The organism is Mesorhizobium sp. BR1-1-15 (genome assembly GCF_020165475.1).
In the GTDB taxonomy this organism is placed as follows: Bacteria; Pseudomonadota; Alphaproteobacteria; order Rhizobiales; family Rhizobiaceae; genus Mesorhizobium.
Genome location: NZ_JAIUIF010000001.1, coordinates 495,409 through 519,893 on the forward strand (window position 1 = coordinate 495,409; position 24,485 = coordinate 519,893).

Below are 24,485 nucleotides of genomic sequence, written 5' to 3' on the forward strand. Positions count from 1 at the left end.
TCGTTCGTTCAGATCGCCGCCGAGGCGCGCCTGAGGATGTCGATGTAGCCCTCCGCCTGCCAGGCCGAGCGGCCGATAAAGAGGCCATCGATGCTGGGCTGGCCGATCAGCTCGGCCGCGTTGCCGGGATTGACGCTGCCGCCATAGAGCACCGGCGGGATGGACGGCAGCAGGCCGCCGGCCACTTTCTTGATCAGCGCCTGCTGTTTTTCGGCATAGGCGGAGCTGGCCGGAATACCCTTGTCGCCGATCGCCCAGACCGGCTCATAGGCAAACAGGATTTTTGCCGCCTTCGCCTCGCCTTCGAGGAACAGCAGCGCACCCTCGACCTGGCCGGTCAACACCGCATCCGCCTTGCCGTTTTCGCGCTCCGCCAGCGTCTCGCCGACGCAGATCAGCGGTATCAGTCCGTGCTTGACGGCGGCCGCCGTCTTCAGGCCGACGGTGCGATCGGTCTCGCCGAAATGCTCGCGCCGTTCGCTGTGGCCGAGTTCGACCATGTCGAGACCGCAGTCGCTCAGCATCAGCGGCGAGATCTCGCCGGTCCAGGCCCCGGCATCGGCCCAGTGCATGTTCTGGGCACCGACCTTGACCCGCGTCGACGACAGCGCCTGCTTGACCTCGCGCACCGCCGTGAACGGCGGGATGACGAAAGGCTGGATGCGCTCGTCGAAGCCTGGCACGAAGCCGGCCAATGCCCCGGCGAAATCCAGCGCCTCGGCGAGCGTCTTGTTCATCTTCCAGCTTGTACCGACCCAATAAACCACGCCTGCGCTCCTTGATCCTCAATCCTTGTTGGCGACCACCGTCAGCGAAACGCCGGCGGCATCCAGTGCGGCGCGCATTCCGGGCTCAGGCGCGCGACCGGTGAAGACGGCATCGAACGCCTCGAGTTCGGTCAGGAAATGCAGCGCCGTGCGGCCGAACTTGCCGTGATCGACCAGAAGGTATTTGCGGGTCGCTGCTTCCATCATCAGCCGCTTGATCTGCACCACCTCCTGGTCCTGGTGGAAAGCGGAGGCGCCGTGGATAGCCGATGACGACAGGAAGGCGACGTCCGCGCGCAGCGATCTCAGCGAAGCCTCGGCAAGCAGTCCGAAGAAGCCGTGGAACTTCTTGCTATACTGGCCGCCGAGCGCAATCAGGTCGATGCCCCCGGCGCCGGCCAGGTCCTGGATGACGGCCAGATTGTTGGAGATCACCGTCAGCGGCCTGAAATCGGCGAGATGCCGTGCGATGCCGCCAGCCGTCGAGCCGTCGTCGATGATGACAGTCTGGCCGGGTTCGATCATCGCCACGGCGGCCGCCGCAAGGCGCTGCTTTTCCCCTGTCGCCTGCTTTTGCCGGTAGCGAAAATCGCTTTCGAAGAGACCGCTCGGCTGGATCGAAGCGCCGCCACGCACCTTGCGCAGGAAACCGCTCTCCTCAAGGTCGTCGAGATCACGATGCACCGTCATCCTGGAGACGCCAAAGCGTGAGGCAAGATCGTCGACGCTCGCCGCGCCGACGTCCATCAGAAAGTCCATGATGCCTTGACGTCTGCTATCGCTCTTCATTGCTGCCGTTATCCGCCAACCGGCGCTGGCTCCTCGACAAGATAACATATTTCTTCCTGAAACTATCATGATTTTTGTTATAATGAGATATTTTCCTGGGATATTCCCGTGGCTTTCATCACGGCCCTGTAACAAGAATTGCTGCCGGGACGGTGTCTGACGGTTGCGGTTGCGCGGAAATCCGGCCAGAAGCATCGGTGGGCTGGACGATGCGCGGACAGCCAGCAAGCAAAGGTTAGAAACCAGATACGGGAGACTATTCGTTGGCTCGCATCACACTGAGACAATTGCTCGATCACGCCGCCGAATACGGCTATGGCGTGCCGGCCTTCAACATGAACAACATGGAACAGGGCCTCGCCATCATGGAGGCTGCGGAGGAGACTAAGTCGCCGGTCATCCTGCAGGCAAGCCGCGGTGCGCGTGCCTATGCCAATGACGTGGTGCTGGCCAAGCTGATCGATGCGCTGGTCGAGATCCATCCCGACATCCCAGTCTGCATGCACCTCGACCACGGCAACAACGAGGCTACCTGCGTCACCGCGATCCAGCATGGTTTCACCTCGGTAATGATGGATGGATCACTCAAGGAGGACGGCAAGTCGCCGGCCGACTACGCCTATAATTCGGGCATCACCAAGCGCGTCGTCGACATGGCGCATTGGGGCGGCGTTTCGGTCGAGGGCGAGATCGGCGTGCTGGGCTCGCTGGAGAGGGGCGGCGGCGAACAGGAGGACGGCCACGGCATCGAAGGCGCGATCAGCCACGACCAATTGCTCACCGATCCGGTGCAGGCCGAGCAGTTCGTGCGCGACACCCATGTCGACGCGCTGGCGGTTGCCATGGGCACCAGCCACGGCGCCTATAAATTCTCGCGCAAGCCGGATGGCGCGGTGCTGGCGATGAACGTCATCGAGGAAATCCACCGCCGCCTGCCGAACATGCACTTGGTCATGCATGGTTCGTCCTCGGTGCCGGAGGATCTGCAGGAGATCATCAACAAATATGGCGGGCAGATGAAGCCGACCTGGGGCGTGCCGGTGGAAGAGATCCAGCGCGGAATCAAGCATGGCGTGCGCAAGATCAACATCGACACCGACAACCGCATGGCGCTGACCGGCGCGATCCGCAAGGTGCTGACGGAAAATCCCTCGGAATTCGACCCGCGCAAATATCTGACGCCGGCGATGGCGGCGATGAGGAAGCTGTGCAAGGAGCGTTTCGAGCAGTTCGGCACCGCCGGCAACGCGCCGAAGATCAAGCCGCTGCCGGTCTCGGAAATGGCCAAGCGTTACAAAGCGGGCAGCCTCGATCCGAAATTCGGCTAAACGACCAATTCCCGGAGCGGTTCAGTGTTGGATAGAACCGCCGAACCGCTCCAGCTCTTTGCGGGATGAGAACACCGGCCGAGGTCGCGGAACGTCCTGCGCGGCGAAGCCCAACCGTGTCAAACAGGCTCGCGCCAGGGCTGCATTGCTGTCGATGACGACCAATCCGTTCGTAGGCTTGAGGCTGGCGGCCACCACCGATAGTTCGGTGCAGCCGAGAATGGCCGTGTCGGTGCCGGCCGATCGCGCGATTTCAAGCGCGCGCTCGGTTTCGCTCGCCGCCTCCGCGATCGAACCGGCCTTGACGAGGCCGATCGCTCTATCGACGCGACCCTGGAATTCCGTGACAGCGGGAAAGCAGAGCTCAAATCCCGCCGCCGACATCCTGTCCCGATAGAAGCCGGAGACCAGTGTGCCCTGCGTGGCGAGGATCGTAACCTTGCCTCGGCTCAGGCTACGATGGGTTTCAGCCACGACCGCGTCGGCGATATGGATGATCCGCGCCTGCGAGCTCGCCGCCAACTGCTCATACCAATGATGGGCGGTGTTGCACGGCATCGCGATACAGGCAACGCCGAGCGCATTGAGTGTCGAGACCGCGGCTTTCAAAGACGCCAGCGGACCGTCATGGCCGGCAAGGATCGCCTCGGTCCTGTCAGGCAGCTGTGGCACGCTGAGGATGACGGCGGGCACATGCTCATTGTCCCGGAACGCCTGGGTCATTCGGGTCAGCTTGAAGTAGAAGTCAGCCGATGCCAACGGCCCGAGGCCGCCAATGACGCCGAGCTGGAGGCTGATGCCATGGTCGATCATCGAGCGGGCTCGGCTTCGAGCTGTTCCGACGCCGCTTCGACAGACTGCGTCGTCTCCCTGTGGCTGGGCGCGATCATTGCGGTGCTCGCCGCAACGGTGCAGACGCTAGACAGCGTCATGAACGTGTCGACGGCCGCGTCGACCGCGACGAACAGGGCGAACGCCGCCTCAAAGGGAATCTTCAGGTAGCCACAGACGATCGACATCTGGGACAGGATGAGCAGGCTGCCCATGCCGCCGGTCGTGAGCGCGAGAAGCGCCGAGGTGATGCCGACGAGCAGGAGGTCGGGGATTACCAGCGGACGGCCGTAGAGCTGGGCGATGAAAAGAACACCAGACGTGTAAAGCAGCGCCGGGCCTGTCCGCAGCAGTGCCGCCTGCAGCGGCACGAGCAGTTCGACGACCACGAGGCTGAACCGCAGACGTTCGCTCAGCAGGTTTATGACCCACGGAAGCGAGGCGACGGTAGAGCGCGTGGTGATGGCTACCATGAGAAGGGGCTGACAGGTCTTGATCGTGGCCCAGTAGCTTCGCCGAGAGCGGATGGCGATAACGCCAAATGCGCCGGCGATGAATGTGAGGCAGGAAAGACCCATCACCAGCAGATAACCGCCCATCAGCGTGAGCGGCTTGGTTCCGGTCGACGCGGTCTGATCCGCGATCAGGATGAAGGTTGCAAACGGCAATCCCCAGATGAACCAGTTGGTAAGGACTGTGCAGGCCCGGTAAACCGCGTTCAGCGCCTGAGACAGGCTCATGGACGAAGGCTGGGGAATCTTGCCCATCGCGAGCCCGAAAAGCAGGCAGAACAGCAGGACCTGGATGGTTTGACCGGAGGCCAGCGCGCTGAAGACGTTGTTCGGTACAAGATCGAGCAGTATCGAACGCCCGTTGTCGGAGCCCTCATTGGGTGGTGGTTGATAGGGGAATGCGAGATCGGTGGATACGCTGCCCTGCGAATTGATGAACTCGCCAAGCTCGATGCGCGATTGAGGATTCTCGATCTGGCCCGGCTGAAGGACAAGCGAGTAGGTGCCACTCACCAACACGCTCAGGAATGACACGACCAGCACCGCCATGCCCACCCGGCCCAGGTAACGGACCGAGTTCGGATCCTGAACCATCGACATGATCGAGAAGATGACCGACGAGACCAGATAGGGCAGGACGACCATCTTGAGGAAATTCAGGTAGAGCTGCGCGACAGGGCTGATCGCATGGGCAAATGCTGGATAATAGAGGCCGCAAAGGATTCCCGCCCCGATCATCGCAATCGTCGTCGCGGGCGAGCGCCATATGCGCCTCGCCGCCAGGCGCCAATCGAAAGCCAAGGGTCCGGCTGCTTCCGTGACGGCCATCGTCAGGCTTTGCTCCCCAACCGGTAGCGCGCGATGATCTCGTCAGTGTTGAGAACCTGCTGACCGCGCGCGAGATCGAGGTAAAGGTCGATAAACGCCGCGAGATGCGGATTGTCCGGTCGCACACCGATTGCGATCGTGTCTACCTTGTCGGTCAGCGTGATCGAGCGCGCGGCGACCGTCATCGACGGATCGTCGACCATCAGCTTCTTGATCTCGAAATCGTCGCGATACGCCATGTCGATCGTCCCATCGCGGATCGCATCGACAACCATGTCCCAGCCTGTAAAACGATGAACTTGTGCATGCGGGAAGGTCGTCGCCGCATAGGTTGCGAATGAAGAGCCCTCGATCACGCCGAGATCGCCCGAGAAATCGCGGATGATCTGCTCGGGTGGTTTGCCTTGCGCGATGCGCGCCAGGTTGAGGCGATTGGCGATGAGGCCTTGGTGCAGCATGGCATAGGGCCGGGAATAGAGGATTGAGCGGCCACGACGAAGGGTTCGGCTGAGCTTGCCGATGGCTATGTCCGCCTGGCCGGAAGTCAGCTGTTTCACCATGCCGTCGAACGTTGCGGCGGATCGGTCGAACACCGGCTCGACGCCGAGCTCCGCTGCTATGCCGCGGGCCAGTTCCATGTCTATGCCGCTGTTCCCCGATCCATCGGCCGGGAAGAATGGATCGGAGGCAAAGGCCGGCATTGCAATGCGCAGCGCATTGTCGCCGACGACGGGAGCGATCTCCGCCTGCTGTCCTGGAGTATTGGCCGCCCGAGCTTGCGCGACCAGCAAGCCGACGCTTCCGGCCGTGAGCAGCGTACGACGTGTAACCGACATGCGGATTCTCTAGTTCGCGAGGGAAGCCGGACAAACAAATCGGACCAATTCGCAGTATGCATGGCGAAGTTAAACAAAAGTATCTTTCGCATTGTACTTTTATAGCAATCAGCAGCGCAGGCTGCCGCAATACTCGCATTATCTAATATGTCATCTGGTTGCTTCGCTGGCGGGCCAACCGGTTGGACGTCAACAGCGCGAGTGGCATCGGCTCCCCACTCCGACCTCTACCCGTTTTTCGGCAGCAGGTCAGGCCTGCCCGTGTCGATAAAGGGCGCCCAGTAGTCGACCGATTCGCGGATCATGGCGACCACCTGGTGGTCGACCGGTTCGCGCTCGCGGAACGACAGTTCGAGGCAGATCTCGTTGTCGGTGCCGCCGCCGCGCCGCACCGTCTCCAGCAGCTTTTCAGGCGTGATGCGGCCGTCCCTGTTGTGAGCCGCTGTGAACGGCCAATGACCACCCTTGTTCATCGACGATTGCTTGATGTGGATGATCGGCGACTTCCTGGGGAAAGCCTCGGCCCAGGCATAGGGATCGATATCGGCCGGGTTGCTGGAGGTGACGTCGCCATGGTCGATGTCGACCATCATCTCCAGCGGAATGGCCATGCCGGCCGCGTCGATCGCATTCTGCAGCAGCCTGCAATTCTCGATCGTGTGGCCGAACTCGCGGCCGACCGACATCGGCTCCCAGAACAGGTAGTTAAGCCCGGCCGCGCGGGCGTGTTCGGCGACCTCGCGCCAGCATTCCAGTGCAATGTCGAACAGGCGCGCGCGGCGCGCGGGATCATCATAATCGCGATGGGTGAAGATCGCGAATTGGGTACCCATGCCGCCGGCGCCAAGCTCGGCCGAGATGTCGGCAAAGGTCTTGAACCAGCAGACATAGTAGCGGCGCACGTCCGCGTCTGGATGGCCGAAATGGTTGAGCCGGCCGTAAGGACCGGTCATGCCCGAGGTCACGCGCACGCCCGTGCGGGAGAGTGCGCCACGAAACAGGCGGACGAATTTCACGATCGTCGCCGCCGGCCAGCCCGGATTGACGAATTCATGCGTGAGCTGAATGTCCCTGATGCCGATGTCGTAGGCGATGGTATCGACCAGGTCGTCAGGCTCGGCAAAGCGATTGACCAGCGGATTGGTGTTGAGGGAGAGCGTGAATGCCAAGATCGCGATCCTCTCAGCCCTGTCGCGCTACATTGGCGATGATTGCCATCACCCTGCCCTCGCCAGCCGGCTCGCGCACCAGTGTTCGAAAGCCGATCTCTCCTCGGCGGAAAGATGCAGGCCGTGCTTGGTGCGCCGTTCGAGAATGTCGGCCGGTGTCTCAGCCCATTCCTGCTCGAACAGGTAACTGGCCTCGCGCTCGAAGAAATCCTTGCCGAAACATCGCCCGAGTTCCGCGAGCGAACGGGCCGCGCCGACCAGAAGACGTGTCCTGGTGCCGTAGAGCCGACCGTAATGCTTGAGCAGCGATGCAGGCATCCATGGATACTCCCGCCCGAGATCTCCTAGAAACTGTTCGAGATCGGCATTGGCGATGTCGCCGCCAGGCAGATGCGCCTTCGCCGTCCAAGGCTTGCCCATCCGGGGGAAGAACGGAGCGATCCTGTCCAGCGCATGCTCGGCGAGCTTGCGGAAGGTGGTGATCTTGCCGCCGAAGACGGACAGCAGCGGCGCCTCAGCATCCGGCGCGTCGAGTTCGAAAATATAGTCGCGGGTCACGGCACTCGGGTTGTCGGCATTGTCGTCATAGAGCGGCCTGACGCCGGAGAACGAATAGACGACATCGCCGCGCGCGAGGCCACGCTTGAAATAACGGTTGACCACCCTGATCAGGTATTCGATCTCGCTCTCATCCGCCGCCACGTCCTCGGGTCGGCCGTCATAGGGAATGTCGGTGGTGCCGATCAAGGCGAGATCGCCCTGATAAGGATTGATGAAGATCACCCGCTTGTCGCTGTTCTGGATGAGGTAAGCTTGGCGGCCCTCCCAGAATTTGGGCACGACGATATGGCTGCCCTTGACCAGCCGGACATTGCGCGTCGAGTTCTGGCCAGCAACGCGGTTGATGATGTCGTTGACCCAAGGGCCAGCGGCATTGACCAGCGCCCGCGCTCGCACGGTGGTTTTCACGCCGGTCTTGCCGTCGCGCATCTCCACCGACCAGAGGCCGCCTTCCCGGCGGGCGGCGGTGCAGGCGGTTCGGGTGAAGATCTTCGCTCCGCGCTCGCGCGCATCCAGCGCATTGATCAGCACGAGACGGGCGTCGTCGACCCAGCAATCGGAATATTCGAAACCGCGCTTGAACTCGTCCTTGATCGGCGCGCCCTCGGGCGCGGTGCGCAGGTCGAGCGTGCGGGTGGCCGGCAGCCGCTTGCGGCCGCCGAGATGGTCGTAGAGGAACAGGCCGAGCCGCACCAGCCAGGCCGGCCGGTCGTCAGGACTGTGCGGCAGCACGAAGCGCATCGGCCAGATGATGTGCGGTGCCGATTCCAGGAGTACCTCGCGCTCGATCAGCGCCTCGCGCACCAGGCGGAACTCGTAATATTCGAGGTAGCGCAGGCCGCCATGGACGAGCTTGCCCGATCGCGAACTGGTGCCTTCCGCCAGATCGTCCTTTTCGCACAGGATGACGGAGAGGCCGCGGCCTGCTGCATCGCGGGCTATGCCGGCGCCGTTGACGCCGCCGCCGATGACGAAAAGGTCGACGATTTCGGGTCCGCCACTCATCTCGTCACGATCTCGCTGCCGGATTTACACACCATGGCTGCCGCCTCAGCACGGATTGACCGGAGGCAGCCCGGCGATATAGCGGCGCACTTCCTCGGCGGCCTGCTCGGCCGCATAGGTCACGGTGCGCACCGAGGCGCCGGCGATATGCGGCGTCAGCGTCACGTTGGGAAGCTGCAGCAAGGGCCAGTCCGACGGCACAGGCTCGACCGCGAACGTCTCCAGCATGGCGCTGGCGATCTGGCCTGAAACAAGCGCCTCATAGAGTGCGTCATAGTCGACCAGCGGCCCGCGCGCCGTGTTGACGAAGATCACCCCGGGTTTCATCCGCGCGATGGTGTCCTTGCCGATCAGGCCGCGCGTCTCCGGCGTCACCCGCGAATGCAGCGTGACCACGTCGGAGCGGGATAGGAGATCGTCAAGCGCGACCAGTTCGACGCCGGCGTTGCGGTCCTCTGCGCTCAACTGCACATAGGGGTCGCTGACCAGAACGTGGCAGCCGAAAGCGCGCAGCAGCCTGACTACCTTTGTTCCGATATTGCCGTAACCGACGACGCCGACCGTCATCTCGCTAAGCTCGCGGCCGGTGCGGTCGGCGCGGTAGAGATCGCCGCGCCATTCGCCCCTGCGCAGCGCTTCGTGGCCGACCCGGATCAGCCGCGTTTCGGCCAATATGGCGCCGATGGTGAATTCGGCCACGGCGGTCGCGTTGCGGCCGGGCACGTTGACGACGGTGATGCCATGCGCGCGCGCCGCTTCCATGTCGATGTTGATCGGGCCGCCGCGCGACACCGCGACCAGCTTCAGGGCCGGCAGGCGGCGCATCATGCCCTCCGACAATGGTGCAAGCTGGGTGACGAGGATCTCGGCATCGCCAATGAACTCGACGACCTCGTCGGGACGGCCGAAATACTCCTTGACCTTGTCGAGGCCGAGCGCCGGATCGCCGAATTCCATCGGCTCGTCGGGCCAGGCGGTCTGCAATGTCCTGACATCGAGGTCACCGCTCGCGACCTTCTCGATTTTGGCGCGAAACACCTCCGGAAGCATGAAGTTGTCACCAATGATCGCTATTTTCCTGGGCATACTCGACTTCTCAATTTGCCTGCACCGAAGCCATCGCGCGCCAGACCGGCCGCAGCGCCTGGTGCGCCAACATGTAGGACGGGGTCATCCTGTCGTAGATCGCGGCGAGGTCCCGATCACTCGGCTCCGCCTCGCCAAGCAGCGGCGTCACCCATTCCGCGACGCATTCGTCCATCGACTTGTACAGGCCGACGCAGACCGCGGCTATCATCGCCGCGCCGGCCGCCCCGGCCTCCTCGCGCTGGCTGGTGCGGATGTCTGCGCCGACGGCGGCTCCGAGGATCTTGCGCAGCGCCGGGCTTCGGGCGGCGCCTCCGGTCAGCCGGATCTCGCGCGGCAATGGCCCCATGGCGGCGTAGCAATCGCGCGCGGCGAAGGCCAATCCCTCGAAGACGGCGCGCACCAGGTCGGCATAGCCGTGGCGCGAGGATATGCCGACGAAGCCGGCCCTGGCATTGGCATCGACGAACGGCCCCCGCTCGCCGGCCTCGGACACATAGGGCTGGTAGAGCAGCGAGGCGGGCTGCGAGGCGGCGATCCAGGTGTCGACGAGCGCGATCATCTCGCCATTGCTGCGGGTGATGCCTTGCGAAGCGAGGATGCCGGAAGCGAGCCCAAGCACCCAGTCGATGTTGAGGGTCGCCGCCATGTTGGACTGCATCTGCGCGAACACGCCGGGCGCCGGCATGGCCATGGTGTAGCCGGTTGCCGCCTCGTTCAGTTGCACGTCGTCCGGCGTCTCGGCCAGCCGCATATGCATGCCAGTGGAACCGATGATGGTGCAGCCGGGCTTGCGCTCGCGGTCGAGCAGGCCGGCGCCAAGCGCGGTGCAGACGACGTCGACATAGCCGAGCACGACCGGCGTGCCGGCAAGTATGCCGGTGGCGGCGGCCGCCGCCTGCGACAGACCGGCGCTGTGCCTGGTGCCGTCTGTGACCGGCGGTAGCAAATGCCTGAGGTCGGCGACGCCGAGCACGTCGAGCACATCCTCGCTATAGTCGCGGGTGCGGAAATCGCCAAAGGTGAAGGTTCCCTCGGAGGGGTCGGTGGCGCGCTCGCCGGTCAGCTTGAAATAGAGCCAGTCCTTGCAGTGAAACGCCGTCGCCGCCTTGTCGAGCATTTCAGGCATGTTGCGCTTCATGAACACGAACTGCGAGCCCTGCTGGCAGGCGGCGAGCCCGCTGCCGGTCTTTTCGAAGCGCAGCCGGTCCTCGGGCCGCGCGCGGATCTCCTCGACGACGCCGGCGGCGCGCGCGTCGAGCCAGAGCCAGCCCTTCGCCACCGGCTCGCCCTTGCCGTCGATCAGCCAGGTGCCGTCGCCCTGCCCGGTCACCGCGATGGCGATGGTCCGGCCGGCGAGATCGGGCACTTTCTCGGCGAGCTGGCGCAAGGTCGCCGCCGCATCCGCCCATGTGCGCGCAAGATCCTGTTCGGCGCCGCCGCCCGGCCGCGTCTCGTAATGGTTCGGCGTTGCCGCGGCGGCGATCTGCCGGCCTTTCGTGTCGAAGGCGATGGACTTGATGACGGAAGTACCGGCGTCGATACCGATCAAGAGATCACGCATCAGGCGAGCTCCATGCCGTGCGAAATGGCCTCGCCGCTCGCCTGGTCGAAGACATGCAGGTTCTTCGGGTCGATGCTGACATTGATCGGCGCGCCAAGGTCCAGCCGGGTGCGGTCGTGCTCGACCAGGACCAGCGAGCCGCCGGCGAAATCGGCCGCGATATGGGTCTGGTCGCCAAGCCACTGGTTGGCCGAGACCCTGGCGGGAACACCCTCCTTCGAGCGCCGCACCGCATAAGGCCTGATGCCGATGACCACCCGCTCGCGGCTGAGCAGCTGGTCGCGGACCGGAGCGCTGAAGGCGTCCTTGTCGTAGTCCAGCGACAGCCCGTCGGGAAGCCTGAGATTGATGCGGCCGGCGGTGGCGCCGACATAGGCCTCGAAGACGTTCATCGGCGGCTCGCCAACGAAGGTGCCGGTGAACAGGTTCGCCGGACGCTCCTTGATCCTGTCCGGCGTATCGAACTGCTGCAGCACGCCGCCTTCCATCACCGCGATGCGGTCGGCAAGCGCATTGGCCTCGGTCTGGTCGTGCGTGACCAGGATCGCGGTCAAGCCGCGCTCCTTGATGAAATGCTTGATGCGGCCGCGCAGCACGGCACGCAGCTGCGGTTCGAGCTGCCCCATCGGCTCGTCCAGCAGATGCAAATCGGCGTCGCGGATCAGCGCCCGGCCGAGGCTGGCGCGCTGCTGCTGGCCGCCGGAGATAGAGCTTGGGTAACGCTCCAATATATCCTCGATCTCGAGCAGCTTGGCGATGCTGGCGACCCTGGCCTCGACCTCGCTTCTGGGCAGCCGGGCCGCCTTGAGCGCGAAGGCCATGTTCTCGCGCACCGTCAGCGGCGGGTAGAGCGAATAGCCCTCGAAGGCCATCGCCACGTTACGCCTGACCGGCGGCAGCGTGTGCACCTGGCGGCCGGCGACCGAGATCGCGCCGCGCGACACCTCCTCGAAGCCGGCGATCATGCGCAAGGTCGAGGTCTTGCCGCAGCCGGACGAACCGAGCAGCGCCACGATCTCGCCCTTGCCGATCTCCATCGTCAGCTTCTTGACGGCGTGGACGCCCCGGTCGATCGGGCCATAGAATTTGTCGACGCCGGAAATGGTGAGTGCGCTCGCGCTCATGCGGCTTCTCCGTTGCGCAAACTGACGACATTCTTCGAGCCGATGCGCTCGCCGCCGGCGCGATCGAACAACAGGGCGCTCTTGCCGTCGACGGCAATGTGGGCCTTGCCTTCGCTGCGGCCCGGTGTTCCGGCCGGCCGCGAAACCAGGATCTCGCGGCCGCGCAACGTGCGCACCAGCGTGACGATCTTTTCGTTGAGCGGGGTTTCGGCCTCGACCGTCACCGGAATGGCGCCGGGTTCATTTTCGCCGACGAAATGCAGTGCTTCCGGCCTGAGCCCGATGATGCAGTCGCGGCCGACCGCGGTCTCGGGAGCCCCGGCGAGATGGACCTGCACATTCGACAGGGCGACATGGATTCCCTTGGCGCCAAGCGCCGGCTTGACGTCGAGCAGGTTGATGGTCGGGTCGCCGAACAGCCGGGCGATCTCGACATTTGCCGGCTCGCGATAGATCTGTTCGGGCGTACCGAGCTGGCTGATGACGCCTTGCGACATGACCGCGATGCGGTCGCCGAGCGCCATGGCTTCCTTATAATCCTGGGTGACGTAAACGACGGTGGCGCCGCGGTCGGCAAGCAGGCGCGGCAGTTCGAGCCGCATCTCAAAACGCAGCTTGGCGTCGACATTGCGCAAGGGATCGTCGAGCAGCAGCAGCGGCGGCGAGCCGACCAGCGCACGGGCGAGCGCGGTGCGCTGCTTCTGGCCGTTGGAAAGAGCGCGCGGCTTATGGGAAAGCACATGGGCGATCTTCAACAGCTTGGCGACACTCTCGACGCCGGCCTTGATCGCTCCCTGCGACGACCGCTTGGCCTCCAGCGGCGTCGCGATGTTGTCGAACGCGCTCATATGCGGAAACAGCGCGAAATTCTGGAACGCCATGCCGACGCCACGAAATTCGGCGTCGACGTCGGTCATGTCCTCGCCGCCGATGAGGATCTTGCCTTCGTCGGGGTCGATGACGCCGGCGACGAGGCGCAGCAGCACCGTCTTGCCGGCGCCGGAGGGTCCGAACAGGACCAGCGTCTCACCGTCGGCGACGGTCAGCGAAAGATTGTCGAGCACGGTCTGGCTGTTGTAGCGCTTGACGAGGTTTCTGAGTTCGAGGCTGGCCATGGAACTACCCCTTCACCGCGCCGAGCGACAGGCCTTCGACCAGATAGCGCTGTGCATAGAGGGCGAGCGCCAGCGTCGGCGTGATCGACAGGACGATGGCCGCCGAGATCTGGCCGTACTGGATGCCCGAGGAGGTGATGAAGGCGAGCGCGCCGACCGTCACCGGCTGCTTGTCGGCCGAGGCCAGCACCAGCGCGAAGACGAAATTGTTCCAGGCGAAGATGAAGGCAAGCAGGCCGGCAGCGGCGATGCCGGGGCCGGCGAGCGGCAGCGCGATCTTGCGGAAGGTGGCAAACCAGGAATGGCCGCCGATGCGATAGGCATATTCGATGTCGGCCGGAATATCCTCGAAATAGCCGCGCACGATCCACAGGATCAGCGGCAGGCAGATCAGCTGATAGACCCAGATCAGCCCGATATAGGTGTTGGCCAGCCCGAGCTTCTGGAAATAGAGCGTAAGCGGCAACAGCACCAGCAGGGCCGGCGCGAACCTGAACGACAGCAGCGTGAAGGCGATGTCCTCCGAGCCGCGGAACTTGTGCCGCGCGAAGGCGTAGGCCGCCGGGACGCCGAGCAGCAGCGAGACCGCGACCGAGGTCACCGACAGGAACACCGAATTCCACAGGTTGCGCATGAAGGCGATGTCGAGCGTGCCGGCGGCGGTCGTCAGCTTGCCGGTGATCAGCGCGGTGTAGTTGGCGAGCGTCGGCTCGAAGACCAGCTGCGGCGGAATGCGCAGGATGGTCTCGTTGGTCTGGAACGACATCATCAGGATCCAGACGATCGGGAACATGAAGAAGATCACGACCAGCGTGAGTGCCGCGCCGCGCAGGGTGCGTTCAAGCAAGGAGGTGTGTTCCATGGCTGCCTCCTCCTATGCCTGGCCACGGGCGCGCTCGCGCAGCCTGAGCCAGTTCTTGATGAAGATGTTGGAGAGGAAATAGGTGATCGCCCACAGGATGATCATCAGCGCCGCCGAGCGGCCGACATTGGTCGACTGGAAGAAGTTGAGATAGGCCTCGACCTGGAAGACGGTCAGCGTGTCGCCCGGTCCTCCTTGCGTCATGGCGTAGATGATGTCGAACTGCTGGATGGAATCGAGCAGGCGGAACAAAGTCGCCGTCAGGATATACGGCGTCAGCATCGGCAGCGTGATGCGGAAGAAGACGAAGCTCCTCGGCACGCCATCGAGGGCCGCGGCCTCGAAGGGCTGCGTCGGCAGGCTGCGCAGGCCGGCAAGCAGCAGGATCATGATGAAGGGCGTGTAGACCCAGATATCGACGAGAACGACGGTGAACAAAGCCGTCGACGGCGACGAGGCCCAGCGGAAATCCTGTAAGCCGATGAGGCTGGCAAGATAGCTCAGCACGCCGAAGCCGGGATTGGTCATCAGCTTCCACATCAGCGCGGCCAGTGCCGGCGCCGTCATCAGCGGCATCAGCAGCATGATCGAGATGAAGTTGTTCAGGGTCGATCGCTTCTGCAAAAGCAGCGCGATGGCCAGGCCAAGAAGCAGTTCCAGCACCACCGTGGTGCCGGCATAGAGCAGCGAGATCTTGAGCGTGTTCCAGAACTTCGGATCGGTGAAGAAGGAGATGTAGTTGTCGCCCCAGTTGAACTGCCGCGCCCAGGGCTGGCTCAGCCGATAGCGCTGGAAGGAATAGACGACCGAGGTCAGGAACGGAATCAGGATGCCGATGCAGACCAGCAGAGCCGGCAGGCTGAGCACGTAGGGCAGCACTCTCTTGCTGATCCTGAAGCCCGAGGGCTTGGGCCTTTGCGATACCACCGCAGTCATCGTGCTGCTCCGTTGTCCCTGTCGCTCCGCCCTGCCGGCCGCCCAAGGGAGCAAGGCGGCCGGTCGGGCGAATTGGCGGCCACCTTACGGCCCCGCGTCGCAATCTTGAAAAGGTCAGGTGAGGACCGGCCTGCCAAGGCTGGCCGGTCCTCCATTACATCTAGCCGAGGCCGGCTTCCTTGAGCTGGCCGTTGATGCTTTCGGCCAGCTTATCGAGACCCTCGTCCACCGGCACTTCCTTGGCCACCATCTTTTGCAGCGTCGCCGCCCATTCGGTGGTGAGATCGAAGAACAGCGGCTGCGCCGTGAACTTGATCGAGGCGCCCGGCGCCGAGGCGTCGAACATCTCGACATAACCGGGATAGCTCTTGTTCAGCTTCTCGCGGAACGTCTCATCCTTCCAGACCGACTGGCGGACCGGATTGACGAAATCCATCTTGGTGGCGCCGAACAGAGCATGCTCGGGTCCGGAGGCCCACTGCATGAAGTACCACGTGGCGTCCTTGTCCTTGGAGAAGTTGGACATCGACAGCGACCAGATCCAGATGTTCGGCGTTGGCGCCTTGGCCTCCGGGTTGGCCTTGAAGGCGGCAAAGGCAAGCTTGCCGGCCATCTTGTTGTCGCCGCCATTCATGAAGTAGCCGAGGATGTCGGCGTCGAAGATCATCGCCGAGGCGCCGGCGCCGAGATCGGCGCCGACCTGGTACCAGGTGTAGGTCGACCAGTCCTTCGGACCGCTTTCCTGGATCATCTGCACCCATTGCTTGTGGAAAGCCTTGGACTGGGCGGTGTTCATGGCGGCCGACAATTTGCCGTCGGCCGACACGTTCAGATCCTTCTGGTCGAAATTGGCGTAGGCCGAAAGGAAACCCGGATGGATCGTCGCCCAGGAGCGCGACCCGCGCACGCCAATGCCGTAGACGCCGCCGCCGACATCTTTGGTGAGCTTGGCGGCCGCGGCCACCATCTCGTCCATATTGCCGGGAACCTTGACGCCTGCCTTGTCGAACATCCCCTTGTTGTAGGTGATGTTGTTTTGTTCGAAGCCCCACGGAATGCACCATTGCTTGGCGTCTTCGGACCCCAGGGCCCCGCCCGGCTTGCCGTTCCAGGCGCAGGAGTTCTTGACGCCGGGCAGGAAGTCATCCCAGGCATAGTTGGGGTTGGTCTTGGCCGGATCCTTGATCCATTCATTGAGGTCGGTGATCCAGCCGGCTGGGCCGTAGGTCCAGGTCATATAGGCGCCGGTCATGAAGGCATCGTATTCGGGCGAGCTCGCCGACAACGCGGCCGTGACCTTGTCGAAATAGACGTCTTCCGGGAACACGTCGTAGACGACATTCATGCCGGTCAACTGCTTGAAGTTTTCGAGGTTGGCGATCATCGCATCCGCATAGGGATGCTTGTTGAGCAGGAGCTTGATGGTCTTGCCCTGGTGCGCCTTCCAGTCGAAGTCGGCGGCCAGCGCCCGGGTCTGCCCAAGATTGAGCAGCGTACCGGCCGTGCCGGCGGCAAGGCCCATCGCACCCAGGCCCTTGATCAGCCCACGACGGTCGACTTGTCCGCGCAGGAAAGCGTCAATGAGGTCTTTCTCTTTCTCATGCATTTGGTCTTCTCCTCCACAGGGTAGTTTTAACTGAACCGACGCCGGCTACCCGACTGGCGTCTCCTCCACGAGCGATCGCGCTGTCCGCTCATCAGTTATCAGGCCCTTGAGATAGCGGCCCTCCAGCACCGCTTTGACGGCTCGAACCTTGACCTTGCCGCCGGCGACCGCGACGATCCGGCGGCTGGCGATGTCCTCGCGCGCCAGCGCCAGCGCCCGATTGGAAAGGGTTGTCGCCACCGCTTTGCCGGCATCGTCGAAGAAATGGCCGAGCAATTCGCCGACGCCGCCATTGCGGCGGATCTCCTCCATCTCGCCCTTCTCGATCATGCCGGTGGCGACGAGCGAGGCTTCGCGTTCGGCCGTGCCGATGCCGGCAAACAAAAGGTCGGCGGATCTTGCGAGATCGAAAACCTCGCTGATGCCCTTCTGTCCCAGCAATACCGCGCGGTCGTCCACCGTGTTGGCGAACATCGGCACCGGCATAACATAGGCTTCGGCGCCGGTGCGCTCGGCGAGGCGGTGAATGACGTCATGCGGGTTGGCCGAGAACTTCCGCGTCAAGCCGCCGAGCAGCGAAACGAAGCGGATCTTGTCTGTCGAGCTGCGCGGCAGGTATTCCACGCAGGCGGCGAGCGTGCGGCCATGGCCGACGCCGATCAGCGCCTGCTCGCCGCGTTCGATCTCACGCTTGAGGAATTGCGCGCCGGCGATGCCGAGCGCCTTGAGCGGCAATTCCTCGGAATCGAAATCGGGAACCACCTCGCAATAATCGAGGCCGTAGCGGCGCGACAGCTCGTCCTCGAGCTCGACGCATTCCGAGACTTCGCCGTCGATATAGACCTTCACCAGCCCTTCCTGATTGGCCTTGGTGATGAGGCGGTGGGCCTTGAGGCTGGTCAGCCCGAGGCGCTTGGCAACCTCGGACTGGGTCAGGCCGCCGGCGTAATGAAGCCAGGCGGCGCGTGCCGCCATGCCGGTTTCATCATCGCGCAAGAGGCCGTTTCCAAATCCAACCACGTTCCGCCCTCTGATATTTTTTTCAGTTTCTGCAAAATTTTTCACATGGACGCATCGGAGTCAAGCGCCAAGCGCCTGCAAACGCTGATTTTCAACGAGAATGGACGAGCGAACACCGGCGTGACACCGGTCAGGGTAACAGCGGCAGCGAAAGCGCAGGAACCCGATCACCATCGCCGCCGTCCAGGTGAAGCGGCGGCGCCCAGCATTCGCCGGTGAGCGGATCGCACCATTCGGCAAGCCGCTTTCGGGTGATCAGTTCCAGGCTGAACTTGGTGGTGCGCCGGCGACGTCGAGGTGCCCGGCAGCGGCCAAGGCCGCCGGCGAGCAGCGCCTATTGCAACGTCCGCGCCGCGAATGGCATGGAATGGTCGTGCGCCATGCCGGCATCGGCATCTTCCACGCCGAGCCCGCGGTCGAGGCCGGTGGCCACCACCGAAACCCTGAACCGGCCTTCCATGCTCTTGTCGAAGATGGCGCCGACGATGATGTCGGCGTCTTCATAGACCTCTTCACGGATTCTCGTGGCGGCCTCGTCGACCTCGAACAGGGTCATGTCGCGGCCGCCGGAAATCGAGACCAGCACGCCCTTGGCGCCCTTCATCGACATTTCGTCCAGCAGCGGGTTGGCGATGGCGGCTTCCGCCGCCTTCATCGCCCGGCTATCGCCTGACGCCTCGCCGGTTCCCATCATGGCGCGGCCCATGCCGCGCATCACCGATTTGACGTCGGCGAAGTCGAGGTTGATCAGGCCTTCCTTGACGATGAGATCGGTGATGCAGCTGACGCCGGCATAGAGCACCCGGTCGGCGATGACGAAGGCATCGGCGAATGTGGTCTTGGCGTCGGCGATCCGGAACAGGTTCTGGTTGGGGATGACGATCACGGTGTCGGCGCTTTCGCGCAGCCGCTCGATGCCCTCTTCGGCCATCTGCATGCGGCGCCTGCCCTCGAAAGTGAACGGCTTGGTGACGACGCCGACCGTCAGGATGCCTGCCTTGCGCGCCGCCTGGGCGATGACCGGCGCGGCGCCGGTTCCGGTGCCGCCGCCCATTCCGGCGGTGACGAAGCACATGTGGGTGCCGGCCAGATGGTCCATGATCTCGTCCAGCGATTCCTCGGCCGCGGTGCGGCCGATCTCGGGAAGCGATCCGGCGCCCAGCCCTTCGGTTACATGCGCGCCGAGTTGGATCAGCCGCGTCGCCTTGGACATGGTGAGCGCCTGCGCGTCTGTGTTGGCGGCAATGAATTCGGTGCCCTGAAGCTGCTCGGCGATCATGTTGTTGATGGCGTTGCCGCCGCCGCCGCCGACGCCGACAACGGTGATCTTGGGTCTCATCTCGGAGATCTCGGGCTTCTTGAACTCGGCCATGCCTCTTCTCCTTCGCCAGTCGCTCGCGCTTCACGCCCCGCCAGATCGATCACACCGCAAAACGGCAATCGACGCAGAGCGGCGTGACGAATCAGTCCGCTCGGATGGGTGTCCCAAAAAGCCAGAGAGCGGCCAGAGGTGCAAGTGCGGGGAAGGTCAAGATTTGTGATAGGGACGTTTCATATCCCCACGACGGCCGCGCATGCCCGAGAGTGATGCCGGCATCCCGGCTTCACCTGCGCGCGCCGAGCCCGATGCCGAGCCTTGGCTTTCCACGCTCTTGCCTCTATGTTTCGGTCGCAGATCGCGCAACTGGTTTTGAAATGCCTCCCGACATCCCAGCTAATGACTTGAATAAATAGGGAAACATCCGGCTGCGGCCAGATATGGATCCCGAAAACTCACAAGCCATTTTTACCAGGGACAGCGCGGCCGATCAGGGCTCGGGCACCTTCGAAACCAGAGGTTGGAAATTGGGCGATGCAATTGCGGATGTTCTGAACTGGCTTGAGGGCCGAAACGACATCCAGAGCCTGAGGGCCGCGGTGTGCGACCTCAACGGCATCATGCGGGGAAAACGCATCCCGGTCGAGCAGGCGCGCAAGGCGCTGGAGGGCAAGCTGCGCATGCCCTATTCGCTGATCGGGCTGGACATCTGGGGCGAGGATATCGAAGGCAACGCGCTGGTGTTCTCGACCGGCGACGCAGACGGATTGTGCCAATGGACAGGCCGCGGCATCCTTCCGGTGAACTGGACGGCCCATCCGACCGCCCTCATCCCGCTCTGGCTCGCCGACGAAGGCGGCGCACCGTATCTCGGTGATCCCCGGCGGGCACTGGCCCGTATCCTCGACCGCTACAAGGCTTTGGGCCTGACGCCTGTGGCCGCCACCGAGCTCGAATTCTATCTTGTCGACCCGCAATCGCAGCGACCGGTCGGGCCTGTCTCGCCGGTCACCGGGCGGCGTCTGGATTCCGACGCGGCACTGTCAATCGACGAGATCGACGACTTCGAGGCCTTCATCCACGACATCTACGAAGCCTGCCGAGCACAAGGCATTCCCGTCGATACCGCCATTGCCGAGAACGGCGTCGGCCAGTTCGAGATCAATTTGAACCATGTCGCGGACGCGCTGCGGGCGGCCGACGACGCCGTCCTGTTCAAGCGCACGGTGAAGGGCATTGCCCGCAAGCACGGCTTTGCCGCCTGCTTCATGGCCAAGCCTTATGGCGACCGAGCCGGCAACGGCTTCCACGTCCATTTCAGCCTTGTCGACGCCAACGGGCGCAACGTCTTCGACGACGGCACCGACCAGGGCTCCGGCATTATGCGCCACGCTGTCGGCGGACTGCTGGCGGCGATGGCCGAGAGCACGCTGGTGTTCGCGCCGCATTTCAACTCCTACCGCAGGCTCCGGCCGAGATCCTACGCGCCGACCGCCGTCGCCTGGGGTTACGAGAACCGCATGGTCGCGATCCGCATTCCCGGCGGCCCGACTGGTGCGCGCCGGATCGAGCATCGCGTGTCGGGAGCGGACGCCAATCCCTATCTTGTGCTTGCCGCCATACTGGGCGCGGCACTGGTCGGCATCGAAAGGCAGATGTCACCGGGCGACCCAACCGGGAATGATGGGCAAGGCCTTGCCCCGGCCAAGTTGCCGCCGGACTGGGCATCCGCGATCGCGGCCTTTGAAAGCGGGACGCATGTGGCGGAGATCTTCCCGGCGATCCTGCGCCACTCTTTCATCGCCTGCAAACGCCAGGAACTGAATACATTCGCGCTCAACGTCAGCGACTTCGAGATCGAGACCTATCTCGAAAGCGTCTGAGGCTGCGCTGACCGACAGCAGCGGCGTCGGTTCAGCACGACCTTCGAACGCAAGGGCTTGCGGTGCTGTCGCTGACCGGGCATAAACATGATCTTTTCTATCATGTTTATGCCCGGGATAAGCAGAATTGACCTTCGTCGCGCGCATGGAGAGCCGGATTCAGGGATTTGCCGTGATCGGCGAGCTGAAATGGCACGTCTGGGACGGCGTCGTCGCCGACCTCTGGGATGTCTCATGCGGTGACAATGCCGAGGGTTATTACGTCTCTCCCGACCCCCGGCTGTTCGTCGCTCTCGATATCGACGGCGACGGTGCCTTCGTCGTCGAAGGCGCCCAGGGCGAACCGCGCCGCCACAACCAAGCGTTTTCCATAGCCTATATACCGGCCGGGGTGCCGATCCGCGGCCGCGTCGAAGGACTCAAACGGATCAGGCATCTCGACCTTCATTTCGACGCGGCGACACTGACCCGCCGCTTCGGCCGCAGCCTCGATCGCGATGCCTTGCAGATATCGCGCCTCCAGTTTCGCGATGATCGGATCGCTACGCTTGCCGGGCTTATCGCCGCTGAATGCGGCAGCGAGTGGAACCTGCATGATCTTTATGGCGAAGGTCTGCTCAACGCCTTGTTCGCATGCCTTTTCCAGATAGACCGGCCAAGTGCCGCCAGGCGCCGGTCGCCCCTGCCCCGCCGCAAACTGCGCCTCGTCACAGATTACATCGACGCCCACTGCCTGGACAGGATCCGCCTTGCTGATCTTGCCGCGCTGACCGGCCTGTCCGAAACCGCGATGAGCCATGCCTTCAAGGCAGCAACGGGCGTGCCGCCGCATCGCTGGCAGATGCAGGCGCGGATCGACAGGGCAAAGGCGATGATGGCGCATGAGGCTGCCTCGCTTGGCGACATCGCCCAGGCCACCGGCTTCTTCGACCAGGCGCACCTTACCCGCGTGTTCAAGTCCGTGGTCGGATTGACCCCGGGTGCGTGGATGAAGAGCGCCGGCCGCCGGTGACATTTCCGCAACACGGCACCGCGATATCAGTGGTTTGGACAAGAATGGACAAGCCGCCCAAATCAGTCCAATGACCCGTTGATAAGTTGAGGTAAACCATCAAGTATCTCAACGACGACAGGCGGGGACTTTCCTGATGAGCAGAATTTACCGGATCAAGGCGCTTCTGGCGGCTGGCGTCGCCGCTGCCGCGACGATCCCGCCAATGCCGGCGTTCGCGCAGACGGCGCAATCCAGCACCCAGCTCGAACCGGTTGTGGTCGAAGGCGAGGCCGGAGATAGCGCGACCGGGCCGGTCGACGGCGTCGTCGCCAAGACGACCAGAACCGGCTCCAAGACGGCGACCGACATCAAGGAGGTCCCGCAATCCGTCTCGGTGGTCGGACGGCAGGAGATCGAGGATCAGGGTGCACAGAAAGCTGACGAGGCGCTGCGCTACACCGCCGGCGTCTTTGCCCAACCCTTCGGTCCCGACAGCGACACCAACTGGATGTACATTCGCGGCTTCGATGCAACGGCCACCGGCACCTACATGGATGGCCTCCAGCTGTTCAGTTATGGTTTCGGCGGTTTCTATGTCGACAGCTTCGGCCTTGAGCGCATCGAAGTGCTGAAGGGGCCGGCCTCGGTGCTTTATGGCGGCAGCAATCCGGGCGGCCTGGTCAACTATGTCAGCAAGCGCCCAGACTTCGAACGCACGCGCTATGTCGAAACCGGCATCAACGATGCCGGCAATGTCTATCTCGGCTTCGACATCGGCGACGTCGCCAACAACGGCACGGTCAGCTACCGGATGACGGGCAAGGTCGCCGGCGGCGATACCTACAGCGACCTGCAGAACGGCTGGCGCGGCTTCATCTCGCCGAGCATTAGCTGGAAGCCAGACGAAGCGACCACGCTGACCATACTGGCCAATTACAGCCACATCGACGAGAACCATAATGGCGGCAGCTTCCTGCCCTATGATGGCACCGTGACCGATCACATTGTCGGCGGCGTGAACTATGGCCGCATCGATCCCGATGCGAACTTCACGGAGCCGAGCATCGACCTCTACAAACGCGAGCAGGGCTCGCTCGGCTACGAGTTCGAGCACACGTTCGACAATGACTGGACCGTTCGCTCCAGCGCCCGTTTCACCGCCGCCGACATCGACGAGGTCAGCGTCTATCCGAACGGCTGGTCAACCATCGGAGGGCCGACCGACCTGGCGCGGATCAATTTCGGTCATGACACCACGGCCAAGACCTTCCTCGCCGACAACCAGATCGAAGGCAAGGTGGCGACCGGAGCGATCGAACATACGATCCTCGCTGGCGTCGATTTCAAATATTACAACATCGACCAGGTACAGTCGTCCGGCCTCTACGATCCCAATTATGATAATCCAATCGACGCTTTCGATCCGGTGTACGGTTCGCCGCTGACGCCTCGCGTCAGCTATCTCAATCAGGACCTGACGCAGAAGCAGCTTGGCTTCTATGCACAGGATCAAATGCGCTTCGGCGATGGTTGGCTGGTGACACTGAACGGCCGCTACGACCGTGGCTGGCTCGAAGCCGACAACCGCCCGACCTATTACTCGGCGGGCTCCAGCACGCAGAGCAGCACGGTTGGCGACTTCTCCGGCCGCGCCGGCCTGGCCTATGAGTTTGCCAACGGCGTAACCCCCTATGCCAGCATCGCCACCTTCTTCAATCCGATCATCGGCACCGATGCGATGGGCAATCTGTTCAAGCCGGAAGAGGGTACGCAATACGAAGTCGGCGTGAAATACGTGCCGACTTTTGTCGATGGCCTGTTCACCCTGTCGCTGTTCGACCTGACCCGCCAGAACGTGCCGTCGAATGTCACTCCCTTCACCCAGATGCAGACCGGCGAGGTGCGTTCACGCGGCGTCGAACTCGAAGGCAAGGTGAACGTGACGGAGGATTTCCGGGTTACCGGTGCATTCACAGCTTACGACATCGACATCACCAAGGACGCCAACCCGGCGCTCGTCGGCAAGACGCCTTTCATCGTGCCGGAAGTGATGGCTTCCGCATCCGTCGATTACACCTTCCGTGGCGACTGGTATGACGGCATCTCGATTGGCGGCGGTTTGCGCTATATCGGCTCCTCATGGGCAGACAATGAGAATACAGCGAAGGTTCCGGCGGTAACGCTGGCCGACCTGAAGCTCGGCTACGAGAAAGAGAAGTGGGGCGTCGACCTCAACATCACCAACCTTTTCGACAAGAGCTATGTGTCGAGTTGCCAGACAACGCTCACCTGCTCCTACGGCGAAGGCCGCTCCTTCAAGCTGAAGGCGCACACGAGTTGGTAGTCATGGA

General features: G+C 63.2%; 21 protein-coding genes. 5 read left to right on the top strand and 16 right to left on the bottom strand.

The window, feature by feature from the left end; genetic code table 11:
• Positions 1 to 8: 8 nt before the first annotated feature.
• Both LB541_RS02380 and LB541_RS02385 read right to left on the bottom strand, forming a co-directional pair.
• Positions 9 to 767 carry a triose-phosphate isomerase gene (locus LB541_RS02380; protein WP_140514632.1) on the bottom strand — a complete coding sequence of 253 codons (759 nt, stop codon included), beginning with the start codon at positions 765 to 767 and terminating at the stop codon, positions 9 to 11.
• 18 nt (positions 768 to 785) lie between these two features.
• Positions 786 to 1,556 (bottom strand): DeoR/GlpR family DNA-binding transcription regulator, encoded by a 771-nt coding sequence (locus LB541_RS02385; RefSeq protein ID WP_140580661.1) that lies wholly within the window; start codon positions 1,554 to 1,556, stop codon positions 786 to 788.
• A gap of 263 nt (positions 1,557 to 1,819) precedes the next feature.
• On the opposite strand from LB541_RS02385, the gene fba reads away from it, so the two are divergent.
• Entirely contained in the window at positions 1,820 to 2,884 is a 1,065-nt protein-coding gene (gene fba, locus LB541_RS02390; RefSeq protein ID WP_224617743.1) for a class II fructose-bisphosphate aldolase, read from the top strand.
• A gap of 21 nt (positions 2,885 to 2,905) precedes the next feature.
• On the opposite strand, the gene LB541_RS02395 is transcribed toward fba, so the two are convergent.
• The 13 genes from LB541_RS02395 to LB541_RS02455 all read right to left on the bottom strand — a co-directional run bounded on the left by LB541_RS02395 (position 2,906) and on the right by LB541_RS02455 (position 17,939).
• The gene (locus tag LB541_RS02395) at positions 2,906 to 3,697 is read right to left on the bottom strand and encodes an aspartate/glutamate racemase family protein (RefSeq protein ID WP_224617745.1); all 792 of its coding nucleotides are present in this window, start codon (positions 3,695 to 3,697) and stop codon (positions 2,906 to 2,908) included.
• Positions 3,694 to 5,055, bottom strand: coding sequence for a dicarboxylate/amino acid:cation symporter (locus LB541_RS02400; RefSeq protein WP_224617746.1), 1,362 nt, complete (start codon positions 5,053 to 5,055; stop codon positions 3,694 to 3,696). Before LB541_RS02400 ends, LB541_RS02395 begins: the two co-directional genes overlap by 4 nt.
• Before the next feature lie 2 nt (positions 5,056 to 5,057).
• Positions 5,058 to 5,891: a substrate-binding periplasmic protein gene (locus LB541_RS02405; protein WP_181167654.1), complete on the bottom strand. Its 834-nt coding sequence runs from the start codon at positions 5,889 to 5,891 to the stop codon at positions 5,058 to 5,060.
• A gap of 227 nt (positions 5,892 to 6,118) precedes the next feature.
• A complete protein-coding gene (locus tag LB541_RS02410; RefSeq protein WP_224617748.1) occupies positions 6,119 to 7,060 on the bottom strand; it encodes a sugar phosphate isomerase/epimerase family protein in 942 nt (313 codons plus the stop codon).
• 48 nt (positions 7,061 to 7,108) lie between these two features.
• Complete coding sequence (locus LB541_RS02415; protein WP_224617750.1) at positions 7,109 to 8,626, bottom strand: glycerol-3-phosphate dehydrogenase; 1,518 nt, start codon at positions 8,624 to 8,626, stop codon at positions 7,109 to 7,111.
• 45 nt (positions 8,627 to 8,671) lie between these two features.
• A complete protein-coding gene (locus tag LB541_RS02420; RefSeq protein ID WP_140497767.1) occupies positions 8,672 to 9,712 on the bottom strand; it encodes a 2-hydroxyacid dehydrogenase in 1,041 nt (346 codons plus the stop codon).
• A 10-nt stretch (positions 9,713 to 9,722) separates the two neighbouring features.
• Entirely contained in the window at positions 9,723 to 11,276 is a 1,554-nt protein-coding gene (locus tag LB541_RS02425) for an FGGY-family carbohydrate kinase (protein ID WP_140520899.1), read from the bottom strand.
• On the bottom strand, positions 11,276 to 12,400 hold the full coding sequence (locus tag LB541_RS02430; protein ID WP_140497763.1) for an ABC transporter ATP-binding protein: 1,125 nt from the start codon (positions 12,398 to 12,400) through the stop codon (positions 11,276 to 11,278). Before LB541_RS02430 ends, LB541_RS02425 begins: the two co-directional genes overlap by 1 nt.
• Positions 12,397 to 13,515: an ABC transporter ATP-binding protein gene (locus LB541_RS02435; RefSeq protein ID WP_224617751.1), complete on the bottom strand. Its 1,119-nt coding sequence runs from the start codon at positions 13,513 to 13,515 to the stop codon at positions 12,397 to 12,399. The genes LB541_RS02430 and LB541_RS02435 overlap by 4 nt, the downstream gene beginning before the upstream one ends.
• Before the next feature lie 4 nt (positions 13,516 to 13,519).
• Complete coding sequence (locus tag LB541_RS02440) at positions 13,520 to 14,377, bottom strand: carbohydrate ABC transporter permease (protein WP_140497759.1); 858 nt, start codon at positions 14,375 to 14,377, stop codon at positions 13,520 to 13,522.
• 12 nt (positions 14,378 to 14,389) lie between these two features.
• The gene (locus tag LB541_RS02445; RefSeq protein WP_013896837.1) at positions 14,390 to 15,313 is read right to left on the bottom strand and encodes a carbohydrate ABC transporter permease; all 924 of its coding nucleotides are present in this window, start codon (positions 15,311 to 15,313) and stop codon (positions 14,390 to 14,392) included.
• A 160-nt stretch (positions 15,314 to 15,473) separates the two neighbouring features.
• Entirely contained in the window at positions 15,474 to 16,919 is a 1,446-nt protein-coding gene (locus LB541_RS02450; protein WP_140497757.1) for an ABC transporter substrate-binding protein, read from the bottom strand.
• Between the two features lie 45 nt (positions 16,920 to 16,964).
• A complete protein-coding gene (locus LB541_RS02455; RefSeq protein ID WP_181165158.1) occupies positions 16,965 to 17,939 on the bottom strand; it encodes a sugar-binding transcriptional regulator in 975 nt (324 codons plus the stop codon).
• Here LB541_RS02455 and LB541_RS02460 point away from each other — a divergent pair.
• Positions 17,868 to 18,158, top strand: coding sequence for a hypothetical protein (locus tag LB541_RS02460; RefSeq protein ID WP_140728101.1), 291 nt, complete (start codon positions 17,868 to 17,870; stop codon positions 18,156 to 18,158). The genes LB541_RS02455 and LB541_RS02460 overlap by 72 nt on opposite strands.
• 115 nt (positions 18,159 to 18,273) lie before the next feature.
• Here LB541_RS02460 and ftsZ read toward each other — a convergent pair whose 3' ends face one another.
• Positions 18,274 to 19,311 (bottom strand): cell division protein FtsZ, encoded by a 1,038-nt coding sequence (ftsZ, locus tag LB541_RS02465; RefSeq protein ID WP_224617752.1) that lies wholly within the window; start codon positions 19,309 to 19,311, stop codon positions 18,274 to 18,276.
• Positions 19,312 to 19,784: 473 nt separating this feature from the next.
• Here ftsZ and LB541_RS02470 point away from each other — a divergent pair, with 473 nt between their 5' ends.
• From LB541_RS02470 to LB541_RS02480, 3 genes are all read left to right on the top strand, one after another.
• On the top strand, positions 19,785 to 21,140 hold the full coding sequence (locus LB541_RS02470; protein WP_224617753.1) for a glutamine synthetase family protein: 1,356 nt from the start codon (positions 19,785 to 19,787) through the stop codon (positions 21,138 to 21,140).
• A 127-nt stretch (positions 21,141 to 21,267) separates the two neighbouring features.
• The gene (locus LB541_RS02475; RefSeq protein WP_181165159.1) at positions 21,268 to 22,152 is read left to right on the top strand and encodes a helix-turn-helix domain-containing protein; all 885 of its coding nucleotides are present in this window, start codon (positions 21,268 to 21,270) and stop codon (positions 22,150 to 22,152) included.
• 136 nt (positions 22,153 to 22,288) lie between these two features.
• On the top strand, positions 22,289 to 24,478 hold the full coding sequence (locus LB541_RS02480; RefSeq protein WP_224617755.1) for a TonB-dependent siderophore receptor: 2,190 nt from the start codon (positions 22,289 to 22,291) through the stop codon (positions 24,476 to 24,478).
• Positions 24,479 to 24,485: the final 7 nt, after the last annotated feature.

What these genes read in the sequence shown, in the direction of transcription:
- LB541_RS02385 (WP_140580661.1), bottom strand. Translation starts at nt 1,556, where the DNA reads ATGAAGAGCGATAGCAGACGTCAAGGCATCATGGACTTTCTGATGGAC.
- LB541_RS02395 (WP_224617745.1), bottom strand. Translation starts at nt 3,697, where the DNA reads ATGATCGACCATGGCATCAGCCTCCAGCTCGGCGTCATTGGCGGCCTC.
- LB541_RS02400 (WP_224617746.1), bottom strand. Translation starts at nt 5,055, where the DNA reads ATGGCCGTCACGGAAGCAGCCGGACCCTTGGCTTTCGATTGGCGCCTG.
- LB541_RS02405 (WP_181167654.1), bottom strand. Translation starts at nt 5,891, where the DNA reads ATGTCGGTTACACGTCGTACGCTGCTCACGGCCGGAAGCGTCGGCTTG.
- LB541_RS02415 (WP_224617750.1), bottom strand. Translation starts at nt 8,626, where the DNA reads ATGAGTGGCGGACCCGAAATCGTCGACCTTTTCGTCATCGGCGGCGGC.
- LB541_RS02420 (WP_140497767.1), bottom strand. Translation starts at nt 9,712, where the DNA reads ATGCCCAGGAAAATAGCGATCATTGGTGACAACTTCATGCTTCCGGAG.
- LB541_RS02425 (WP_140520899.1), bottom strand. Translation starts at nt 11,276, where the DNA reads ATGCGTGATCTCTTGATCGGTATCGACGCCGGTACTTCCGTCATCAAG.
- LB541_RS02430 (WP_140497763.1), bottom strand. Translation starts at nt 12,400, where the DNA reads ATGAGCGCGAGCGCACTCACCATTTCCGGCGTCGACAAATTCTATGGC.
- LB541_RS02435 (WP_224617751.1), bottom strand. Translation starts at nt 13,515, where the DNA reads ATGGCCAGCCTCGAACTCAGAAACCTCGTCAAGCGCTACAACAGCCAG.
- LB541_RS02440 (WP_140497759.1), bottom strand. Translation starts at nt 14,377, where the DNA reads ATGGAACACACCTCCTTGCTTGAACGCACCCTGCGCGGCGCGGCACTC.
- LB541_RS02445 (WP_013896837.1), bottom strand. Translation starts at nt 15,313, where the DNA reads ATGACTGCGGTGGTATCGCAAAGGCCCAAGCCCTCGGGCTTCAGGATC.
- LB541_RS02450 (WP_140497757.1), bottom strand. Translation starts at nt 16,919, where the DNA reads ATGCATGAGAAAGAGAAAGACCTCATTGACGCTTTCCTGCGCGGACAA.
- LB541_RS02460 (WP_140728101.1), top strand. Translation starts at nt 17,868, where the DNA reads ATGAAGCCAGGCGGCGCGTGCCGCCATGCCGGTTTCATCATCGCGCAA.
- ftsZ (WP_224617752.1), bottom strand. Translation starts at nt 19,311, where the DNA reads ATGGCCGAGTTCAAGAAGCCCGAGATCTCCGAGATGAGACCCAAGATC.
- LB541_RS02480 (WP_224617755.1), top strand. Translation starts at nt 22,289, where the DNA reads ATGAGCAGAATTTACCGGATCAAGGCGCTTCTGGCGGCTGGCGTCGCC.